Here is a 15,691-nt window from a genome sequence, read left to right on the forward strand (position 1 = left end):
CGCGAGGTCAGCCGGTCCAGCGGACCGGCAACCGCTCGAAGCCGCGGCGGGCGCTTGACCGCAACATTACCGGTTCCCCGGTCAAACGTGGACGACCTGGGCGTTCCAAGATCGCGACGAGCAGCGCGCGCAGATGGACGCGGGCCAGCCGCGCCCCCACGCACGCGCGCGTGCCGAACCCGAAGCCGAGGTGCGGGCGCGCGCTCGTCAGGAACCGCCCGGCCTGGAAGCTGTCCGGATCGGGGAACGCCTCGCCGTCGTGGTTGGCCGACGCCAGCCACAGCGCGACCCGCTCGCCCGCCCGCAGCGGGACGCCTCCCATCACGGTCGAGCGCCGCACCGTCCGCGCGACCTGCGTGACGGGCGTCCACCAGCGCAGCATCTCCTCGACGGCGCTGTCGAGGAGGCGGTCGTCGCCCGGCGCGGCGAGCAGCCGCTCGTGCTGCGCGGGGTGCCGCAGCAGCGCGTACAGGCCGCCGGCCAGGGTGTTGCGGACGGTCTCGGGCAGCTCCGCGGTGACCTCGGTGACGAAGTCGACGGTGGCGTCCCGCGGGACGCGGTCGAGCATGGCCCGCGCGGGCGGGTCCATGTCGAGCAGGGCCATGTCCCCGTCGTCCCCGTCCCCTCCGTCGGCCGCGTCGCCGTCCTCGCCGCGGTCGCCGCGGTCGCCGCCGTCCGGGCGTTCGGCGGAAGCGCGCTCGTCGTCGGAGCCAGGAAAGTGTCCCGCCGGGGTGAGCGGTCCGTGGAAGACGCCGTCGGGCTCGGAGACGAACAGCTCGGGGTGGCTGAGGGCGCGGCGGACGTCGGCGTACCGCAGGACCGCCCAGGCGCCGGCGCCGCCGTCGAGCCGCCCGTCCAGCCACACGACCGGGGTTTTGGACCGCAGCCGTTCGAGCCGGTCGAACGGGACGCCGCGGGCATAGGTGGCGGAGGAGCCGAGGACCTCGGCGTCGGAAACGGGCAGCGCGCCTCGCCTTTGAGGCATGGGAAAACCTCCTCTAGCGGACGCTAACGCGTCGCGGCCGAACCCTCTAGGTCCGGTTTCGGCCTTGCCGCGCCGCTCGGCGCCAGGGGCCGGAAGCGGCCGTCCGGCACTCCACCCGCGGTCCACCGGACGGCCGCCCGCCTCAGCCGGCGAGCCACTCCCCGGTCTCGACGCTGACCAGGCCGTGCCGGGCCGCCTCGATCACCGCCTCGCGCTGGGAGTGCACGCCGAGCTTGCTCAGCACGCTCTGCACGTGGCTGCGCGCGGTGCTGCGCGTCACCCCCATCGCCTTGGCGAGCGCCTGGGTGGACTCGCCGCGGGCGAGCCTGGTGAGCACCTCGCGCTCGCGCGGGGTGAGGAACCGCGCGAACCGCTGCGCCTGGCTGCGCGGCCGGAGGCTCCCGCCGTCGCCGCGCCGGGCGGCCTGGTCGACGACGACCTCGCCCGCCGCGACGCGGCCGAGCACCGCGAGGACGTCGCCCGCCTGCTGCCCCTTGTACGCGAAGCCGCTGACGCCGGCCGCGAGGCCCGCCTCCAGGACGGCCCGCTCCAGGAAGCCGGTGAGGACGACGAAGCGCGTCCGGGGCGCGACCGACCGCAGCCGCGGCATCCACTCCAGCACGGTGCCCGCCGGGAAGTGCAGGTCGATCAGGCACACGTCGGCCTCCCTGCCGCCGAGCAGCGGCAGCGCGTCGGCGGGGGAGTAGGCGACGCCCACCACCACGTGCCCGGCGTCGGACAGCACCAGCGACAGCGAGTCGGCGAACACCGCGTGGTCGTCGCAGATGATCACTCTCATGGGTGCGGCCGCCAGTCGTCGGCGGGAGGGGCCGACGGCAGCAGCATGCGGACCCGGGCGCCTCCCATCTCGCAGGTCCGGATCTCCAGGCTCCCGCCGTACCCCGAGATGAGGTCGTGGACGATGCCGAGCCCGAGCGAGGCGAGGCCGGCCTTGCCCGAGCCGAACCCGGGGCCGTCGTCGTCCACCTGGATGGCGACCCAGCCCTGGTCGGCGGTGACCAGCACGTCCACCCGGCCCGCCGCGACCCGGCAGGCGTTGTCGAGCACGTTGCGCAGCGCCCGCCAGAGCGCGACCGCGTCCATGTGCGCCCACGCCTCGCCGCCGCTGAAGCACACCTCGTGCGGGGTGGCGAGCCGCATGCCCGTGACGACCTCGGCGGTCAGGCCGTCCACCCGGAGCCGCTCGGGGCGGGGCGGCGGCCCGGCGTCGTCGTGCTCGTCGTCCTGGTCGAGGCGGCGCAGCAGGTGGTCGAGCCAGCGGGTCTCGCCGAGGAGCTGCTCGATCCGCGTGCGGCTGCCGTCGCCGATGTCGTCGGCGACGGCCACGGCGGAGGCGAGCATGATGATCGTGCCGAGCTCGTGCCGGATGTCGTGCCGGAGCCGCCGCCGCCAGAGGGCCGGGTCTCCCGGCTCCGGCTCCCGGGGGCGGGTGGCGGTGGCCACCGCGGTGAGCGCCGCGACGTCGGCGAGCGGGGCCGGCGGCGACGACCGAGACTGCCCGTTGTTCATGGAAGGACCCCCGTCCGTATTACCAGCACCATCCAGACCGTCACCCCTATGACGACCGGTGTCCAGTCAATTGACCGCAACAGACCAGGACCTGGCCGGAGGTGGCCATGGCAAAATTGTGGTAAACCCGCTTCATTGTCCTCGCGTCTAAGCCAGGATTGCCGGTGTTCTCCGTGCCATTTATTTCATGCTTACGGCGTAGCCCGCTTGCGCATTCCGGCGGGTGCGGGGGACCTGTCCCGGAGGGACAGTCCCGGTATGCCGACGGTCACCTTTCTCGGACACGCCGGAGTGGCGGTCCACGCAGCCGCGTTCCGCCTGCTCGCGGACCCGTGGCTCGCTCCCACGGGCGCGTTCCTGGGCGCCTGGCACCAGTACCCGAGAAATGATCACCTGGACGTTCCGGCGTTGCTGGACGCCGACTGGGTCGCGGTCTCGCACGAGCATCTAGATCATTTCGATCCCTGGGTCGTGGCGCGCCTTCCCGAACGGACCAGAATCCTCATTCCGCGCTATCCGGGACCCGCCTTCAGGGAACGGATGACGGCCGCCGCCGGCTCCAGGCAGGTAATCGAGATAGCGGCGTGGGAGAAATTCCCGCTCGACAATCGGGGGTCCTGGATCACCGCGATTCCGGAGCTGTCGCCGATGTGCCACGACGCCGCCTTTCTGGTCGTGGCGGACGGGCGCGCCGTTCTGCACTGCAACGACGCGCGCCTCACCGCCGCGCAGGCGCGCCGCGCCAAGCACCTGGCGGGCGGCCGGCTCGACCTCATGGCGCTCCAGACCTCGGGCGCGTCCTGGCACCCGATCTGCTACGAGTACCCGCCCGAGGAGATGGCCGCGGTCTCCATGGGCAAGCGCATCTCCAAGCTCCGCGCGGCGCAGCGGCTCGTCCGGCAGACCGAGCCGGAGCTCGCCGTGCCGTTCGCCGGGCCGCCCTGCTTCCTGGACGCGGAGGTCGCGCACCTCAACTGGGTGCTGGACCAGGAGGACGGCGCGTTCTGCGACCCGGACACGGCCACCGCGTGGCTGCGCGAGCACCTGCCGCGCCAGCGCTGGGACCACTTCCGCCCCGGCGACGCGATCGACCTGGACACCGGGGACGTCGAGCGCGACCCGGTGTCGGCGCGGTTCTCGTTCGCCGACGAGGCCCGGCCCGCCTACCTGGAACGCTACGCCGCCGACCGGGCCGAGGCGATCGCGGGCGTGCTCGCCGGGCACCCCGAGCCCGGTCCCGACCTGTTCCACCGGTTCGTCGCGCACTTCGAGCACCTCGGCGGCCTCAGCGACTACTTCCTCGGCCAGATCGACATGCTCGTCCGGTTCGAGGTGACCGGGCCGAACGGCGGGATCTGGGACGTGGACTTCTCCCCGGACGGGCTCAAGGCCGGGGAGGCGTCGCCGGGCGCCCGGCCGCACTACCGGATCACCACGGCCGGGCGGTGGCTGGAGGGCGTGCTCGGCGGCGGGCTCGCGTGGGAGGACCTGCTGATCTCGTTCCGGCTGAGCCTCTACCGCGACCCCGACGTCTACAACGACCACCTCGTCGGGCTGCTCAAGCACGCCAACGCGCCCGCGCTGAACGCCGTCGAGGCGTACGAGACGGGCCGCGACGAGAGCGAGCGCATCCTCGTGGAGTGGGGCGGGCGGTCGTACGACATCCCGCGCTACTGCCCGCACGCGGGCGAGGACCTGTCGATCGGCGCGGTCGTCCACGACGGGCAGGTGCACTGCCTCGCGCACAACTTCGCGTTCGACCTGGCCACCGGCTCGTGCCTCAACGCCCGTTCCGGCAACCTCGGCAGCCGCCTGGTGTCCTGACGCACCGGGAAGCGCGGCCCGGCCGCGCCTCCCGGCCGGGCCGCGGGTGTACCCAGGTGCACCTCGGTCCGGTATCCAGGGCCATGGTCCGCGCCCCCGCCGCTTCCTAGCGTCAGGGGGCATGACACCCAGACACCTCCGTACCGGCCTGGCCGCGACCGCCGCGGCCTCCGCCGCCGTCTCCGCCCTGGCGGCGCCGCCCGCGTCCGCCTCCGCGCCTCCCCGCGCCCACTCCGCTCCGTCCGCTCCGTCCGCCCGGCCCGCGGCGCGCGGCGCCGTCGTCTCGGACGAACGGATCGAGCGGCTGTCCCGCGCCGCGACCGCGCGCCGCCTCGACGACCTCGGCTTCCGCGGGACCCGGCCGCGCTACGGCGTGGACGTGCACCGCGTCGTCTACCGCACGGTCACCGGGCGCGGGGCGCCGACGACCGCGAGCGGCCTGGTCGTGCTGCCGCGGGGCGGGCCCCACCGGCTGCGCGCCGTCCAGTACGGGCACGGGACGATGGCGTTCCGGGGCGACACCGGGACCATGGACCCGACCAGCAGGGACCGGGGCGCGGCGGCGATGTTCGCGGGCGCGGGGTTCGCGGGCGTCGCCCCCGACTACCTCGGCCTCGGCCTCGGCCCGGGCCGGCACCCGTACATGGACGTCGCGACGGAGACGAGCGCGTCGGTCGACATGCTGCGCGCCGCGCGCACGGTGGTGGCGCGGGGGCACCGCGCGCTCGACCGGCGGGTGTTCGTCACGGGGTTCTCGCAGGGCGGGCACGCCGCGATGGCGCTCGGCCGCGCGTTGCAGGGCGGCGCCGACCGGAACCTCGCGCTCGCGGCGCTGGCCCCGGTCAGCGGCCCGTACGAGCTCGGCCGCGCGCAGATCCCCGACAGCCTGGACGGCACGTCGCTCGACCCGAAGGAGGTCAACTTCTACTTCGGCTACTGGCTCACCGCCGCGAACCGCACGAACCGCTTCTACCGCGACCCGTCCGAGGTGTTCCGCGCGCCGTACGACAAGACGATCCCGCGCCTGTTCGACGGGAAGCACCAGGAGGCCGAGATCTTCAAGGGCCTGCCGGACGGCCCGAGCGACATGCTCACCCCGCGCGCCGCCCAGTGGATGCGGCATCCGTCCGGCGCGCTGCTGCGCGCGGTGCGCGCGGGCGACGGGGTGTGCGAGGGGTGGACCCCGAAGGCGCCCGTACGGCTCTACACCGCCCGCCGCGACCGGGACGTGACGACGCGCAACGCCGCGCTGTGCCGCGAGTCGCTGCGGGCGCGCGGCGTGGACGCGCCCATCGTCGACCTCGGCGACCTCGACCACATGGCGTCCGGGGTCGCGGCCATGCCGGACGTGCTGCGCTGGTTCCAGAGCGTGCGCTGACGGCGCGTCCTGCGGAACGGCCCCGCCGGGGAGCGCGGGGCCGTTCCGCAGGCGGCGGAGCCCCCGGTCCGGTTCTCGGAGCGGTCCGCGCACATGCTACGTTTGCCCTGCTTGTTCGGGGTTGAAAGGGTCGGTGCGTGGACCGCAAGAGGCTCGGCCTGCTGGCCGTCGCGTTCGTACTGATCGTCGGGGTGATGGAGATCCTCGCCCTCAGGCTGGGGTCGCTGGAGTTCCCGGTGCAGGACGGCAAGGCCGACCGCAGCGCGGTCGCCGACCATCCCGACGGCACCTGACCTTCCCCCGCCGGCCCCCTCCGGCGCCCGTTCCGCCGGAACGCCCGGCGGCTCAGCGCGCCCCGTTCCGGGCCTTCATGATCTGCTGGAGGCCGGGCGCGTCCGCGAGGGTCGGGCACGCCCACTCGCCCTGGCGGCCCCACGAGTACGAGACGTCCATCATCGGCCGCGGCGTGAGCTTGTCCCAGCGGCTCAGGAGCTGGCGGAGCTGCTCCTCGGTCGGCAGCCAGTACTGCCGCTCGCCCTTGGAGCAGCCCTGCCCGAACGTCTGGAACACCGGCACCACCGCCTCGCGCGGAATGCCCGCGTCGTCGGCCATCCGCACCATCCGGTCGATCGCGTCGATGTCGCAGTCGGGCCGCGCCTTCGCCGCCCCCTTGCACGGGTACGGGTCGAGGCCGACGAGATCGACGTTCACCTTGGCGGGCGTCACCGGGCCCATCGGCCAGTCGGTCAGCGAGACGAACGAGATCTGGCCGGGCGCGTTCCGCTCGATGTAGTCGGCGCGGCGGCGGATCTCCTGCGCGACGCGCGGGCACTCGCGCGGGTTGGGCTCGTCGGACAGGTACCAGCCGTACACCTTGGGGTGGCGGGCGAGGCGCCGTACCGCGTCGGTGAACGCGTCGTAGGGCAGCTCGAACGCGCCGCAGGTGAAGTTGCCGACCCACAGCAGCGCGCGCATCCCGTCGGGGACGCCGTTCACCAGCGCGTCGTCGGGCTTGACGTCGACGAGGTCGTAGCCGAGCTCGCGCAGCCTCGGGTAGTCGGACGGCTGCGTGTTCAGCGCGATGTGCAGGGTCGCGCCCTGCTTCGCCGCCGGGCCGCCCGGCGTGGCGAGCGGCCCGTGGTACGGCTCGTACCCGCCGGAGGAGTCGCGCTGGACATAGAACAGGAACCCCACGACCACGGCGATCGTGACCGCGACCGCGGAGATCTTGAAGCGCACGTCCATCTGTCCCCCGAGGTTGTGTCGCGTGCGGTCAGGCGGCCGAGCCCGGCTCCTCCGCCTCGCCCGCGCGCGAGACGACGGGCCCGCCGTCGGGCGACCGGGACGCGGCGCCCTCCCGGACGGTGCCGTCCGCGGCGACCTGGAGCGGAGCGACGGGCAGGCCGAGGATGTGCTTGACGGTGTCCCACAGCGCGCCCAGCGTGGCCCGCGTGGACGGGTCGCGCAGGTAGACGGCGTCGACCGCGACGCGGGCGGGGACGATCCGCTCGATGTAGGCGACCAGATCGACCTCCTCCCCGGGGCCGAGCACGTCGAAGTCGCGGAACCGCACCTCCGAGACGCCGGTCAGGCCGGGCCGGTGGTCGAAGATCCAGCGGCTGCGCGCGTCGTAGTGCACGGCAAGATCGTAGGTCTCCGGGCGCGGACCCACCAGCGTCATCTGGCCGCGCAGCACGTTCACCAGTTGCGGCAGCTCGTCCAGCGACCACCGCCGCAGCAGCTTGCCGACGCGGGTCAGGCGCGGGTCGCAGTTGGCGGTGACGGTGAGGCCGCCGACGCCCTGGCGCATCGTCCGGAACTTGTACATCGTGAACGGCCGCCCGCCCTGCCCCACCCGCGTCTGCCGGAACACCCCGGGCCCGGGGCTCGACAGCCGGACCAGGAGGTAGACCAGCAGCAGCGGGACGCTGAGCAGCACGAGCCCGGCGAGCGCCCCGCCACGTCCAGCGCGCGGCGCGCGGCGGACGGGGGGACGCCGTCGGACGGGTCGACCGGGCGGGTCGGCAGCGCGTCGTCGTGCTCGGGCACGGGAGGTCACCCCTTGTCGTTGACGTGCCGGGAGTCCGTGCCGTCCTCCCGGTCCCGGACGTGCCGGAACCAGGCCAGCAGCGCCGCCGTGGTGGCGACGAACGAGACGGACGTGGCGATCGCGGCGCCGGTCGCGCCGTGCGCGGGGATCAGCAGCGCCCCGGCGACCACGACGACCGCGAGCCCGATGCCCTGGCCGGCGGACGCGGCGCCGGGCCGTCCGACGCCGTACAGGTAGGCCATGACCAGCCCGGTGACGCCGAACGTGACGACGCCCGCGAGCCGGATGTAGGTGGGCACGACCGCGTCGCCGAACACGTCCCCGAACACCCAGGGCAGCGCCGTCCCGGCGATCAGCGCGAGCGGGAGGGCCGCCGCCGCCGACACCGCGAGGGCGGGCAGGATCAGCCGGGCCGTGCGGCGCGTGGCGGTGGCGCGGTCCTCCTTGGCGAAGTCGGGGTACAGGACGTAGTTGACGGCGAGGCCGGGAAGCTGCACCAGCTCGGCGAACTTGCTGGCGACCGTGTAGACGCCGAGCACCTTCGGGCCCGCGAGCGCGCCGAGCAGCGCCATGTCGAAGCGGAGCTGGAGCAGGTCGATGAGCTGGCCGGCGTACCCGCGGAACCCGTACCCGGTGATGCGCAGGCCGAGCCGCCGGTCGGGCCGGCCCCACCCGGCGAAGAACCCGCGCCGCGCGAGCCGCCGCGCGATCCACGCGGCGGCGGCGACGTCGGCGAGGACCAGGCCGGTGATCAGCGCGCCGGGCCCGTACCAGCCGGTGAGGATGACCAGGTAGATCGGCAGGAACACGAACTCCTCGACGGCGATGGCGAGGCTCGCGCCGTGCGGGTCGTCGGTCCCCTGGAGCAGCCCCTTGCCGACCGACACGAACCCCTGGGTGAACGAGGGGACGGCGGCGGCGAGCGTCACCCAGATCCCGAACGACTTGAAGAACACCACGTACATCAGGGGGCTGAGGGCGAGCCAGCCGGCGCCTCCGGCGACCGCGCCCGCGACGGTCAGCCAGGCGAGGGTCGGCCGCACGACCGACTGGTCCTCCTCGCCGCGGGCGAGGAAGTACGGAGCGGCGCCGGGCAGGCCGCCGTTGGAGAGCTGGCAGAGCAGGCCGGGCAGGATCCGCACGAGGGTGAACGCGCCGACGAGCTTCGGCCCGCCGATCCGCGCCACCATGATCGTCGCGATGCCGAGGGAGGCGAGCGCGCCGACCCGTCCGGCCATGTTGCCGGCGACGAGCGCGAGCAGCCGGCGGCGCAGCCGCCCGGCGTCGTCGGGCGCGGCGGCGGGCGACTCCCGGGTGCCGGTCATGCGCCCGCCTCCGCGTCGCGGCGCCCGAACAGGTCCAGCGCGGCGATCAGCCCGAAGAACGCCCAGCCGTGCCGGTAGTGCAGCGTCTCGTAGAACAGCCCGGAGATGAGGAACACCGCGACGAGCGCCCCGAACAGCTCGGGCCGGGGGACGAGCCGCGCGTACTCGCCCGTCAGGTTGTCGCGGCGCGCGATCCGCACGCATTTCAGCAGCAGCACGAAGACGAGGACGATGAGCGCGACACCGCCGAGGAAGCCGCGTTCGAGGACGGCGGCGATGTAGTCGTTGTGGGCCTCGCGGACGTAGGTCTCCTGGTTCGCGCGCATCGCCGACTCGGTCTGGCCGGGCCCGATGCCCCACGGGTGCGTCTGCTCCTCGATCATCGTGACGGTGGTGGCGAGGACGGTGCTGCGCGACTCGGTGCTCTCCCCGGTGGTGCGTCCGATCGAGTCGCGCAGGATCGGCGACGCCTCGCTCGCCCGGTCGAGGTACGGCTGCACGTCGATCTGGCTCAGCGCGGCGACGCCGCCGCCCCCGACGACCGCGGCGAGCGCGCCGGCCGCGACCGCGTGGTGGGCCTTGCCCTCGCGGAACAGCCGGAACAGGTAGCCCAGCAGGATCGCCGCGCCGAGCGCGAGCGCGCCCCCGTTCGACCCGGTGAGGACCTCGGCGGCGAGCAGGATCCCGCACACCGCGTACCGCTGCCAGGCTCTCTCGGGCCAGCGCGTCGCGCGGGTGATGAAGAAGACGCAGATGAACCAGTTGGACGCGTAGTTGGCGTCGCCGAACGTGAACATCGCGCGCTCGCCGTCGATCTGCTTGCCCGACAGCGTGTCGTTCCCGGCGACGAACCCGGCGATCATGACCAGGGCGTAGAACGTGCCGACGACCGTCCAGGCGCGCAGCGCGACGCGCAGCAGCCGGGCGTCGCGGCCGAGGTTGGCGACGCTGACGCCCCACAGCAGCACGAACAGGTCCTTGATCAGGGTCAGCGCGCCCGCGTCGTTGACCAGCGCGGCCACGCCCCCCGCGATGATCGTCAGCAGTGTCGGGACGAGGAACGGCCAGCGCACGGGCGCCCGCCGCGTCGCCGCCCACAGCAGCGTCACGGTCACGACGGCGACCAGCACGAGGTCGGGCAGCCCGGTGTTGCCGGGGCCGGGGCCCAGCCCGAACGGCTGGAGCATGGGCAGCGAGGCGATCCCGGCGACCAGCGCGACGGCGGCGACCGGCCACCGGCGCCGCGGCGCGGGCCCGCCCGGGGCGGGCCCGGCGGACCGTTCCGCGCCGTCGCGCGGGGGCGCGGACGGCCGCGGCGGCGCCTGCGGCGGGACGGCCTTGGTGGTCGCGGTCATGGGCTCCCTGCTCCCTGCTTCCTGCTCCGTCAGCGCCGGTGGGGCCGGTGGGGCCGCTGCGAGTCGCCCCGGTAGGTCTCGTCGAGCTGGGCGCCGAGGTAGCCGGGCGAGAACCAGTCCCCGACCCGCGCGCGGGCCCGTTCGGCCATGCGGGCGGCGGCGGCCGGGTCGTCCAGCAGGTGCGTGATCGCGGTGGCGAGCGCCCGGTCGTCCTGCGGCGGGACGAGCACGCCCGTCTCGCCGGTCAGCACGAGGTCCTGGTTGGACGGGACGGCGGTCGCGACGAGCGGGATCCCCGCGCCGATCGCCTCGACCAGCACGCACGGCAGCCCCTCCCAGCGGCTCGCCATCGCCATCAGGTCGAACGCGGGCAGCACGTCGGCGACGTCGTCGCGGTGGCCGAGCCACCGCATCCGCTCGCCGACGCCGAGCCTGCGCGTCAGCCGCTCCAGCTCCTCCGCCATCGTGCCGCCGCCGACCCACAGCCCGAACACGTCGTCGGGCAGCCGCGCGATCGCGCGGGCGAAGATCTCCGGGCCCTTCTGGAACGTGAGCCGCCCGATCGAGCCGACGACCTTCACGCCGAGCGGCAGGTCGAGGCGGCGGCGCGCCTGCGCGCGGGACCCGGGCGCGGTCGCGTACGCGGCGACGTCCACGGCGGGCCACGACAGCCGGACCCGTTCGGGGAGGCGAGGCCGAGCCGCAGCGCGGTCGTCACCGTCTCCGACCCGATCGCGAGGAACGCGTCGGTGTGCTTGGCGGCGATCCGTTCCAGCCCGATGTAGGCGCGCCGCCGCGGCCACGACTGGAACTCGTTGAACGGGAACCCGTGCCAGGTGTGCACGATGCGCGGCACGCCCGCGCGCGCGGCGGCGACGCGCCCGATGACGCCGCCCTTCGCGCTGTGGGTGTGCACGACGTCGTACCGGCCCTCGGCGAGGACGCGGGTGAGGGCGCGCAGCGCGGCGAGGTCGTCGCGCGGCGAGATCTGCGGGACGAGCGGGCGCACCTGGACGATCTCCATCCCCGCCTCGTGCGCGAGGAGGGTGAGGTCGCCGGCCGCGGCGTTCGCGACGGCCTCCTCGCCGTGCAGCACGTCCGCGCGGGACGGCCCGCCGCCGGAGCCGCCGCTGCCGCCGGAACCGCCGCCGGAGGCGGTGCGGCTGTCGATGCCGACGCCGCCGGTGATGACGGCCCGCTCGTAGCCGGCGGGCGGCAGGGCGAGCGCGCCGTTCAGCGCGACCTGGCCGGCGCCGCCGTTGAAACGGGTGATCACCGTGGCCACCCTGAGCTTGCGGGACGGACTCATGAGCACCTCACAGGCCGGGCGGTTCGGGGCTGCATCCGGCGTCGCACAGCGACGCCGAGCCGGCCGGCGGGTCGCCGGACGGGACGGGGCGGCGGACGGGCCGGTACTCGGGCAGCAGCCGCCGCAGCAGCAGCCGCACCCGCTCGGCGTCTCCGGCGTCCGCGGCGGCCGACAGCCCGTCCAGGAGCTGCGGCAGCCCGGCGGGGGCGGCGCCGGGCGGGTGCCCCAGATCTTCGGATGCGCGGTGCGGATCCGGCGCTCGGAGTCGGCGAAGGTCTTCTCCGCGAGCTTCTCGCCCGGCCCGAGCCCGCTGAACCGGATCGTCACCTCGGGCAGCCGGAGCTGCTCGGCGTACCGGTGCACCAGCTCGATCACCGGGACCGGGCTGCCCATGTCCAGCACGAACGTCTCGGCCTCCTCGGCGAGCGCCGCCGCCTCCAGCAGCAGGCCCGCCGCCTCCTCCACCGTCATGAAGTGCCGCGCGACCTCGGGGTGCGTGATCGTGACGGCCTCGCCGGACGAGATCCGGTGCGCGAGCACGCTCAGCAGCGGGCCCGGCTCGCCGATGACGTTGCCGACGCGGACGGCGGCGAAGCACGTCCGGCCGCCCGTCGCGGTCTGGAGCAGCAGCTCGCCGAGCCGCATCGTCGCGCCGAACACCGAGGTCGGGTCGGCGGCCTTGTCGGAGGAGGCGAGCACGAGCCGTTCCACGTCGTGCCGGACGGCGCTGTCGACCACGTGCCGGGTGCCGAGCACGTTGTCGGCGACGCCCCGGCAGGGGTCCCGCTCGACCGCGGCCAGCTCGTTCACCGCGGCGGTGTGGAACACCAGATCCGGCCGCGCCGCGCGCACCACGCCGTCGACCGCCGCCGCGTCGCGCACGTCGGCCGCGGCGAGCGTGACCAGCTCGGCGTCCAGCAGCCCGGCCAGCTCGCCGCCGAGCCGCGCCAGCCGCCCGGCGTCCTTGTCGACCAGGCACAGCGCGGCCGGTTCGAGCCGCCTGACCCGGTGGCACAGCGCCGACCCGACCGTCCCGCACGCGCCGGTGACCAGCACCCGCCGGCCCCGCACGAGCCGCCGCCCGCGCCGGCCCGCGAGCGCCACCTCGTCCCGGCCCATGAGCAGCGCCAGCGGGCTCGCCGGGGCCGGGTCGGGGCGGGCGCTCTGCGGGGCGCGCGGCGGCGCGGGAGCCATCGCACGGTCAGCCCCGCGCCCGCAGGGCCCGGCGAGTGCGGCCGCGACGCGGTCCTGCCCATCCTCGGACAGGCCGGGGTACAGCGGCAGCGACAGCAGCTCCTCGGCGACCCGGTCGGTGACCGGCACGCTCGCGCACTCGTCCGCGCCGAGGACCGCCCGGTACGCGGTCAGGTGGCTCGCCGGGATGAAGTGCACCGACGTCGCGACGCCCGCCGCGTCCAGCTCGGCGATGACCCCGTCCCGGTCCGGGACGCGGACCTGGTACAGGTGCCAGGCGTGCCGTACGCCGTCCAAGTCACGCTGCGGGACGACGAGGCCGGGCAGGCCGTCCAGCAGCTCGTCGTAGCGGGCGACGAGCTCGGCGCGGCGGAGCTGCCAGCCGGGCAGCGCGGCGAGCTGCGCCCGCCCGATCGTCGCCTGGATGTCGGTCATGTTGGCCTTGAGGCCGACGTCCTTCACGTCGTACCGCCAGCTCCCGCCGGGCAGGTAGCGGCGCCAGGAGTCCTTGCTCATGCCGTGCAGCCGCGTCGCGCGGATCCGGTCGGCGAGGTCCCGGTCGGTGGTCGCGACCGCCCCGCCCTCGCCGATCGGCATGTTCTTGGTGGCGTAGAAGCTGAAGCACGCCGCGTACGACGTCGAGCCGACGGGCCGTCCGCCGCGTTCGGCGCCGGGGCCGTGCGCGGCGTCCTCCACCACGCGCGTGCGGTCGAGCCCGGCGGCCTCGGTGAGCGCGGGCACGTCCACCGGGTAGCCGCCCTGGTTCTGGACGACCATCGCGGCGGGCGCGACCCGGGCCGCCGCCGCGGCGACCGTCGCCGGGCTCGGCACGAGCGTGCCCGCGTCGATGTCGACGAGGACGGGCCGGTGCCCCGCGTGCAGGATCGCGTTGATCGCGCCGCAGAACGTCAGGCTCGGCGTCAGCACCGCCGACCCGGGCGGCAGGTCCATCGCGCGCAGGCACAGCTCCAGCGCCGTCGTGCAGGACGCGACCGCGACGACGTGGGACGCGCCGAGGTGGTCGGCGAAGTCCTGCTCGAACGCGGCGGTCTCGGGCCCGGTGGTCACCCAGCCGGAGTCCAGGACCTTCACCACGGCGTCGGACACCTCCCCGGCGAACGACGGGACGGTGAAGGGGACGGTGCTCTGGCCGGTGCCGCTCGTGCTCATCTGGTCTTCCCCTTCGTCGCGCGGGTGGTGGCGATGACCCCGAGCAGCGGCCAGCCGGACGCGGCGACCAGGTCGCGGACCGACTCCAGGCCCGAGACGAGGGTCACCGGACCGGCCACCGCGACCACGCCGACCTCGTCGTCGGAGCCGGGGTCGATGTCCTCGAACGCGTGCACGTGGCAGACGGCGCGGAACGGGACGGGCTGCGTCACGTCCGTCGCCGAGACGCCCGCGGGGACGGCCGCCTCGCCGGGCTTCTTGGCCATCACCGCCGTCCCGGGCCCGGCCCGCACGACCGACGCGCCGCGCTTGCCGCCGGACGGGCCGCTGGAGTTGAGCGCGGGCCCGTCGCCGTCCTTCGCGGGGTCCTTGGCGCCGTCCTTGGCGGTGGCCTTCGCGTCCTCGTCCGCGGTCCCGCCGTCCGTCCCGTTCCCGTCCCCGCCTCCGGCGGCGGGGCCGGGGCGGCGCCGCGCCGCGCGGGACGCGACGACCTTCGTGGCGTCGCCGTACACCGCCGCCGCGATCGCGGAGACCAGCTCGGCGGGCAGCGGCCCGTCGCCGGCGGCGACCAGCGTGACCTTCCCGACGCCGTTCCGCTTGGCGGCGAGCCGGACCCGCCGGCCGAGGTCGGCCGTCTCCGACGGCGACCGGTCGGCCCAGCCGAGCAGCGGCACCCCGAGCCGCCTGGCGACTCGCCGCTGCCCCGGGACGGTCGGCCGGAACGTCTCCAGCACGACCGCGACGAGGATGCCCGCGACCAGCCCGACCAGGCCCGCGATCGCCGCCATCATGACGGCCGGGTCGCTCTTCGGCGCCAGCACCGCGGGCTGCACGACCGACGCCGACCCCGACGCGGAGAGCTGGCCGCGCAGGTCGCTGCGGCTGCTGCGCAGGTCGGTCAGCTCCGCCTGGACGCGCTCGCGCTCGTTCGCCGCCCCGATGTCGGGGTTCGGCACCGCGCCGGCGCGCCGCGAGAGCGGGCCGAGCCGCTTCTCCAGCTCCCGGACCCGCCGGTCGATCTCGGCGATCTGGCCGGTGATCGAGCCCTGGTTGGACTCGTTGATCTCCTTGACCACGGCGGCCGACAGCGCGTCGGCCAGCCCCCGCGCGACCCGCGGGTCCGCGTCCTTGACCGCCAGCTCCACCACCGTGGAGGTGCCGAGCCCGGTCACCGAGACCGCCTTGGCGAGCTTGTCGGGCGGCGGTCCGCCCGGCTGCGCCCGCAGCACCCCGTCCATCAGGTTGCGGCTGGTGGCGAACGCCTTGACCTGGCTCACCACGATGCTGACGCCCGCGTCGCCCGGCGCGGCGTCGGTGGCCTTGCTGCTGGCCTGGATCCGGGTCTTGGCGACTTCCGGCGGGTCCTGCCCGCTCACCACGTACCCGACGAGCAGCAGCGGCAGGACGGTCATGACCAGCAGGAGGCCCCAGTAGCTGCGGACCACGCGCGCGGCGACTTCGTCGATCTCCACGATCTTCCCTCCGGCTTCGTCAGGCCGAGCGTAAGAACGCGCATTCCCCAACGAATCGCCCATCGAGACGATGGCCCGCTACGTCGTTTGCAGGGCGGG

Annotated in this window: 13 protein-coding genes; 3 read left to right on the plus strand and 10 right to left on the minus strand. The window is 74.9% G+C overall.

Annotated elements, in window-relative coordinates:
* Positions 1-7 precede the first annotated feature (7 nt).
* From GEV43_RS20890 to GEV43_RS20900, 3 genes are all read right to left on the minus strand, one after another.
* The gene (locus GEV43_RS20890; protein ID WP_160822110.1) at positions 8-985 is read right to left on the minus strand and encodes a cytochrome P450; all 978 of its coding nucleotides are present in this window, start codon (positions 983-985) and stop codon (positions 8-10) included.
* A 142-nt stretch (positions 986-1,127) separates the two neighbouring features.
* Positions 1,128-1,784: a response regulator transcription factor gene (locus tag GEV43_RS20895; RefSeq protein WP_160822111.1), complete on the minus strand. Its 657-nt coding sequence runs from the start codon at positions 1,782-1,784 to the stop codon at positions 1,128-1,130.
* Positions 1,781-2,515, minus strand: coding sequence for a sensor histidine kinase KdpD (locus GEV43_RS20900; RefSeq protein WP_160822112.1), 735 nt, complete (start codon positions 2,513-2,515; stop codon positions 1,781-1,783). The genes GEV43_RS20895 and GEV43_RS20900 overlap by 4 nt, the downstream gene beginning before the upstream one ends.
* A 258-nt stretch (positions 2,516-2,773) precedes the next feature.
* Between GEV43_RS20900 and GEV43_RS20905 the strand changes: the two genes are divergently transcribed.
* The 3 genes from GEV43_RS20905 to GEV43_RS20915 all read left to right on the plus strand — a co-directional run bounded on the left by GEV43_RS20905 (position 2,774) and on the right by GEV43_RS20915 (position 6,010).
* The gene (locus GEV43_RS20905) at positions 2,774-4,339 is read left to right on the plus strand and encodes a Rieske 2Fe-2S domain-containing protein (RefSeq protein WP_160822113.1); all 1,566 of its coding nucleotides are present in this window, start codon (positions 2,774-2,776) and stop codon (positions 4,337-4,339) included.
* Between the two features lie 121 nt (positions 4,340-4,460).
* Complete coding sequence (locus GEV43_RS20910) at positions 4,461-5,717, plus strand: hypothetical protein (RefSeq protein ID WP_160822114.1); 1,257 nt, start codon at positions 4,461-4,463, stop codon at positions 5,715-5,717.
* A gap of 137 nt (positions 5,718-5,854) precedes the next feature.
* A complete protein-coding gene (locus tag GEV43_RS20915) occupies positions 5,855-6,010 on the plus strand; it encodes a hypothetical protein (RefSeq protein ID WP_160822115.1) in 156 nt (51 codons plus the stop codon).
* A 52-nt stretch (positions 6,011-6,062) separates the two neighbouring features.
* Here GEV43_RS20915 and GEV43_RS20920 read toward each other — a convergent pair whose 3' ends face one another.
* From GEV43_RS20920 to GEV43_RS20950, 7 genes are read right to left on the minus strand one after another with little or no spacing between them, the layout of a single operon-like run.
* Positions 6,063-6,962 (minus strand): hypothetical protein, encoded by a 900-nt coding sequence (locus GEV43_RS20920; protein WP_160822116.1) that lies wholly within the window; start codon positions 6,960-6,962, stop codon positions 6,063-6,065.
* Positions 6,963-6,990: 28 nt separating this feature from the next.
* Entirely contained in the window at positions 6,991-7,776 is a 786-nt protein-coding gene (locus GEV43_RS20925) for a sugar transferase (protein WP_160822117.1), read from the minus strand.
* Complete coding sequence (locus GEV43_RS20930) at positions 7,773-9,092, minus strand: lipopolysaccharide biosynthesis protein (RefSeq protein ID WP_160822118.1); 1,320 nt, start codon at positions 9,090-9,092, stop codon at positions 7,773-7,775. The genes GEV43_RS20925 and GEV43_RS20930 overlap by 4 nt, the downstream gene beginning before the upstream one ends.
* On the minus strand, positions 9,089-10,447 hold the full coding sequence (locus GEV43_RS20935) for an O-antigen ligase family protein (protein ID WP_160822119.1): 1,359 nt from the start codon (positions 10,445-10,447) through the stop codon (positions 9,089-9,091). The genes GEV43_RS20930 and GEV43_RS20935 overlap by 4 nt, the downstream gene beginning before the upstream one ends.
* A 29-nt stretch (positions 10,448-10,476) precedes the next feature.
* Positions 10,477-11,103, minus strand: coding sequence for a glycosyltransferase (locus tag GEV43_RS20940; protein ID WP_160822120.1), 627 nt, complete (start codon positions 11,101-11,103; stop codon positions 10,477-10,479).
* Positions 11,025-14,120, minus strand: coding sequence for a DegT/DnrJ/EryC1/StrS family aminotransferase (locus tag GEV43_RS20945; RefSeq protein ID WP_160822121.1), 3,096 nt, complete (start codon positions 14,118-14,120; stop codon positions 11,025-11,027). Before GEV43_RS20945 ends, GEV43_RS20940 begins: the two co-directional genes overlap by 79 nt.
* The gene (locus GEV43_RS20950; RefSeq protein ID WP_160822122.1) at positions 14,117-15,592 is read right to left on the minus strand and encodes a hypothetical protein; all 1,476 of its coding nucleotides are present in this window, start codon (positions 15,590-15,592) and stop codon (positions 14,117-14,119) included. The genes GEV43_RS20945 and GEV43_RS20950 overlap by 4 nt, the downstream gene beginning before the upstream one ends.
* Positions 15,593-15,691: the final 99 nt, after the last annotated feature.

This window comes from Actinomadura sp. J1-007 (assembly GCF_009793335.1).
In the GTDB taxonomy this organism is placed as follows: Bacteria; Actinomycetota; Actinomycetes; order Streptosporangiales; family Streptosporangiaceae; genus Spirillospora; species Spirillospora yumaensis.

Excerpts from the sequence above, each read along its gene's own strand:
- GEV43_RS20890 (WP_160822110.1), bottom strand. The coding sequence starts at position 985 with ATGCCTCAAAGGCGAGGCGCGCTGCCCGTTTCCGACGCCGAGGTCCTC.
- GEV43_RS20895 (WP_160822111.1), bottom strand. The coding sequence starts at position 1,784 with ATGAGAGTGATCATCTGCGACGACCACGCGGTGTTCGCCGACTCGCTG.
- GEV43_RS20900 (WP_160822112.1), bottom strand. The coding sequence starts at position 2,515 with ATGAACAACGGGCAGTCTCGGTCGTCGCCGCCGGCCCCGCTCGCCGAC.
- GEV43_RS20905 (WP_160822113.1), top strand. The coding sequence starts at position 2,774 with ATGCCGACGGTCACCTTTCTCGGACACGCCGGAGTGGCGGTCCACGCA.
- GEV43_RS20910 (WP_160822114.1), top strand. The coding sequence starts at position 4,461 with ATGACACCCAGACACCTCCGTACCGGCCTGGCCGCGACCGCCGCGGCC.
- GEV43_RS20920 (WP_160822116.1), bottom strand. The coding sequence starts at position 6,962 with ATGGACGTGCGCTTCAAGATCTCCGCGGTCGCGGTCACGATCGCCGTG.
- GEV43_RS20930 (WP_160822118.1), bottom strand. The coding sequence starts at position 9,092 with ATGACCGGCACCCGGGAGTCGCCCGCCGCCGCGCCCGACGACGCCGGG.
- GEV43_RS20935 (WP_160822119.1), bottom strand. The coding sequence starts at position 10,447 with ATGACCGCGACCACCAAGGCCGTCCCGCCGCAGGCGCCGCCGCGGCCG.
- GEV43_RS20945 (WP_160822121.1), bottom strand. The coding sequence starts at position 14,120 with ATGAGCACGAGCGGCACCGGCCAGAGCACCGTCCCCTTCACCGTCCCG.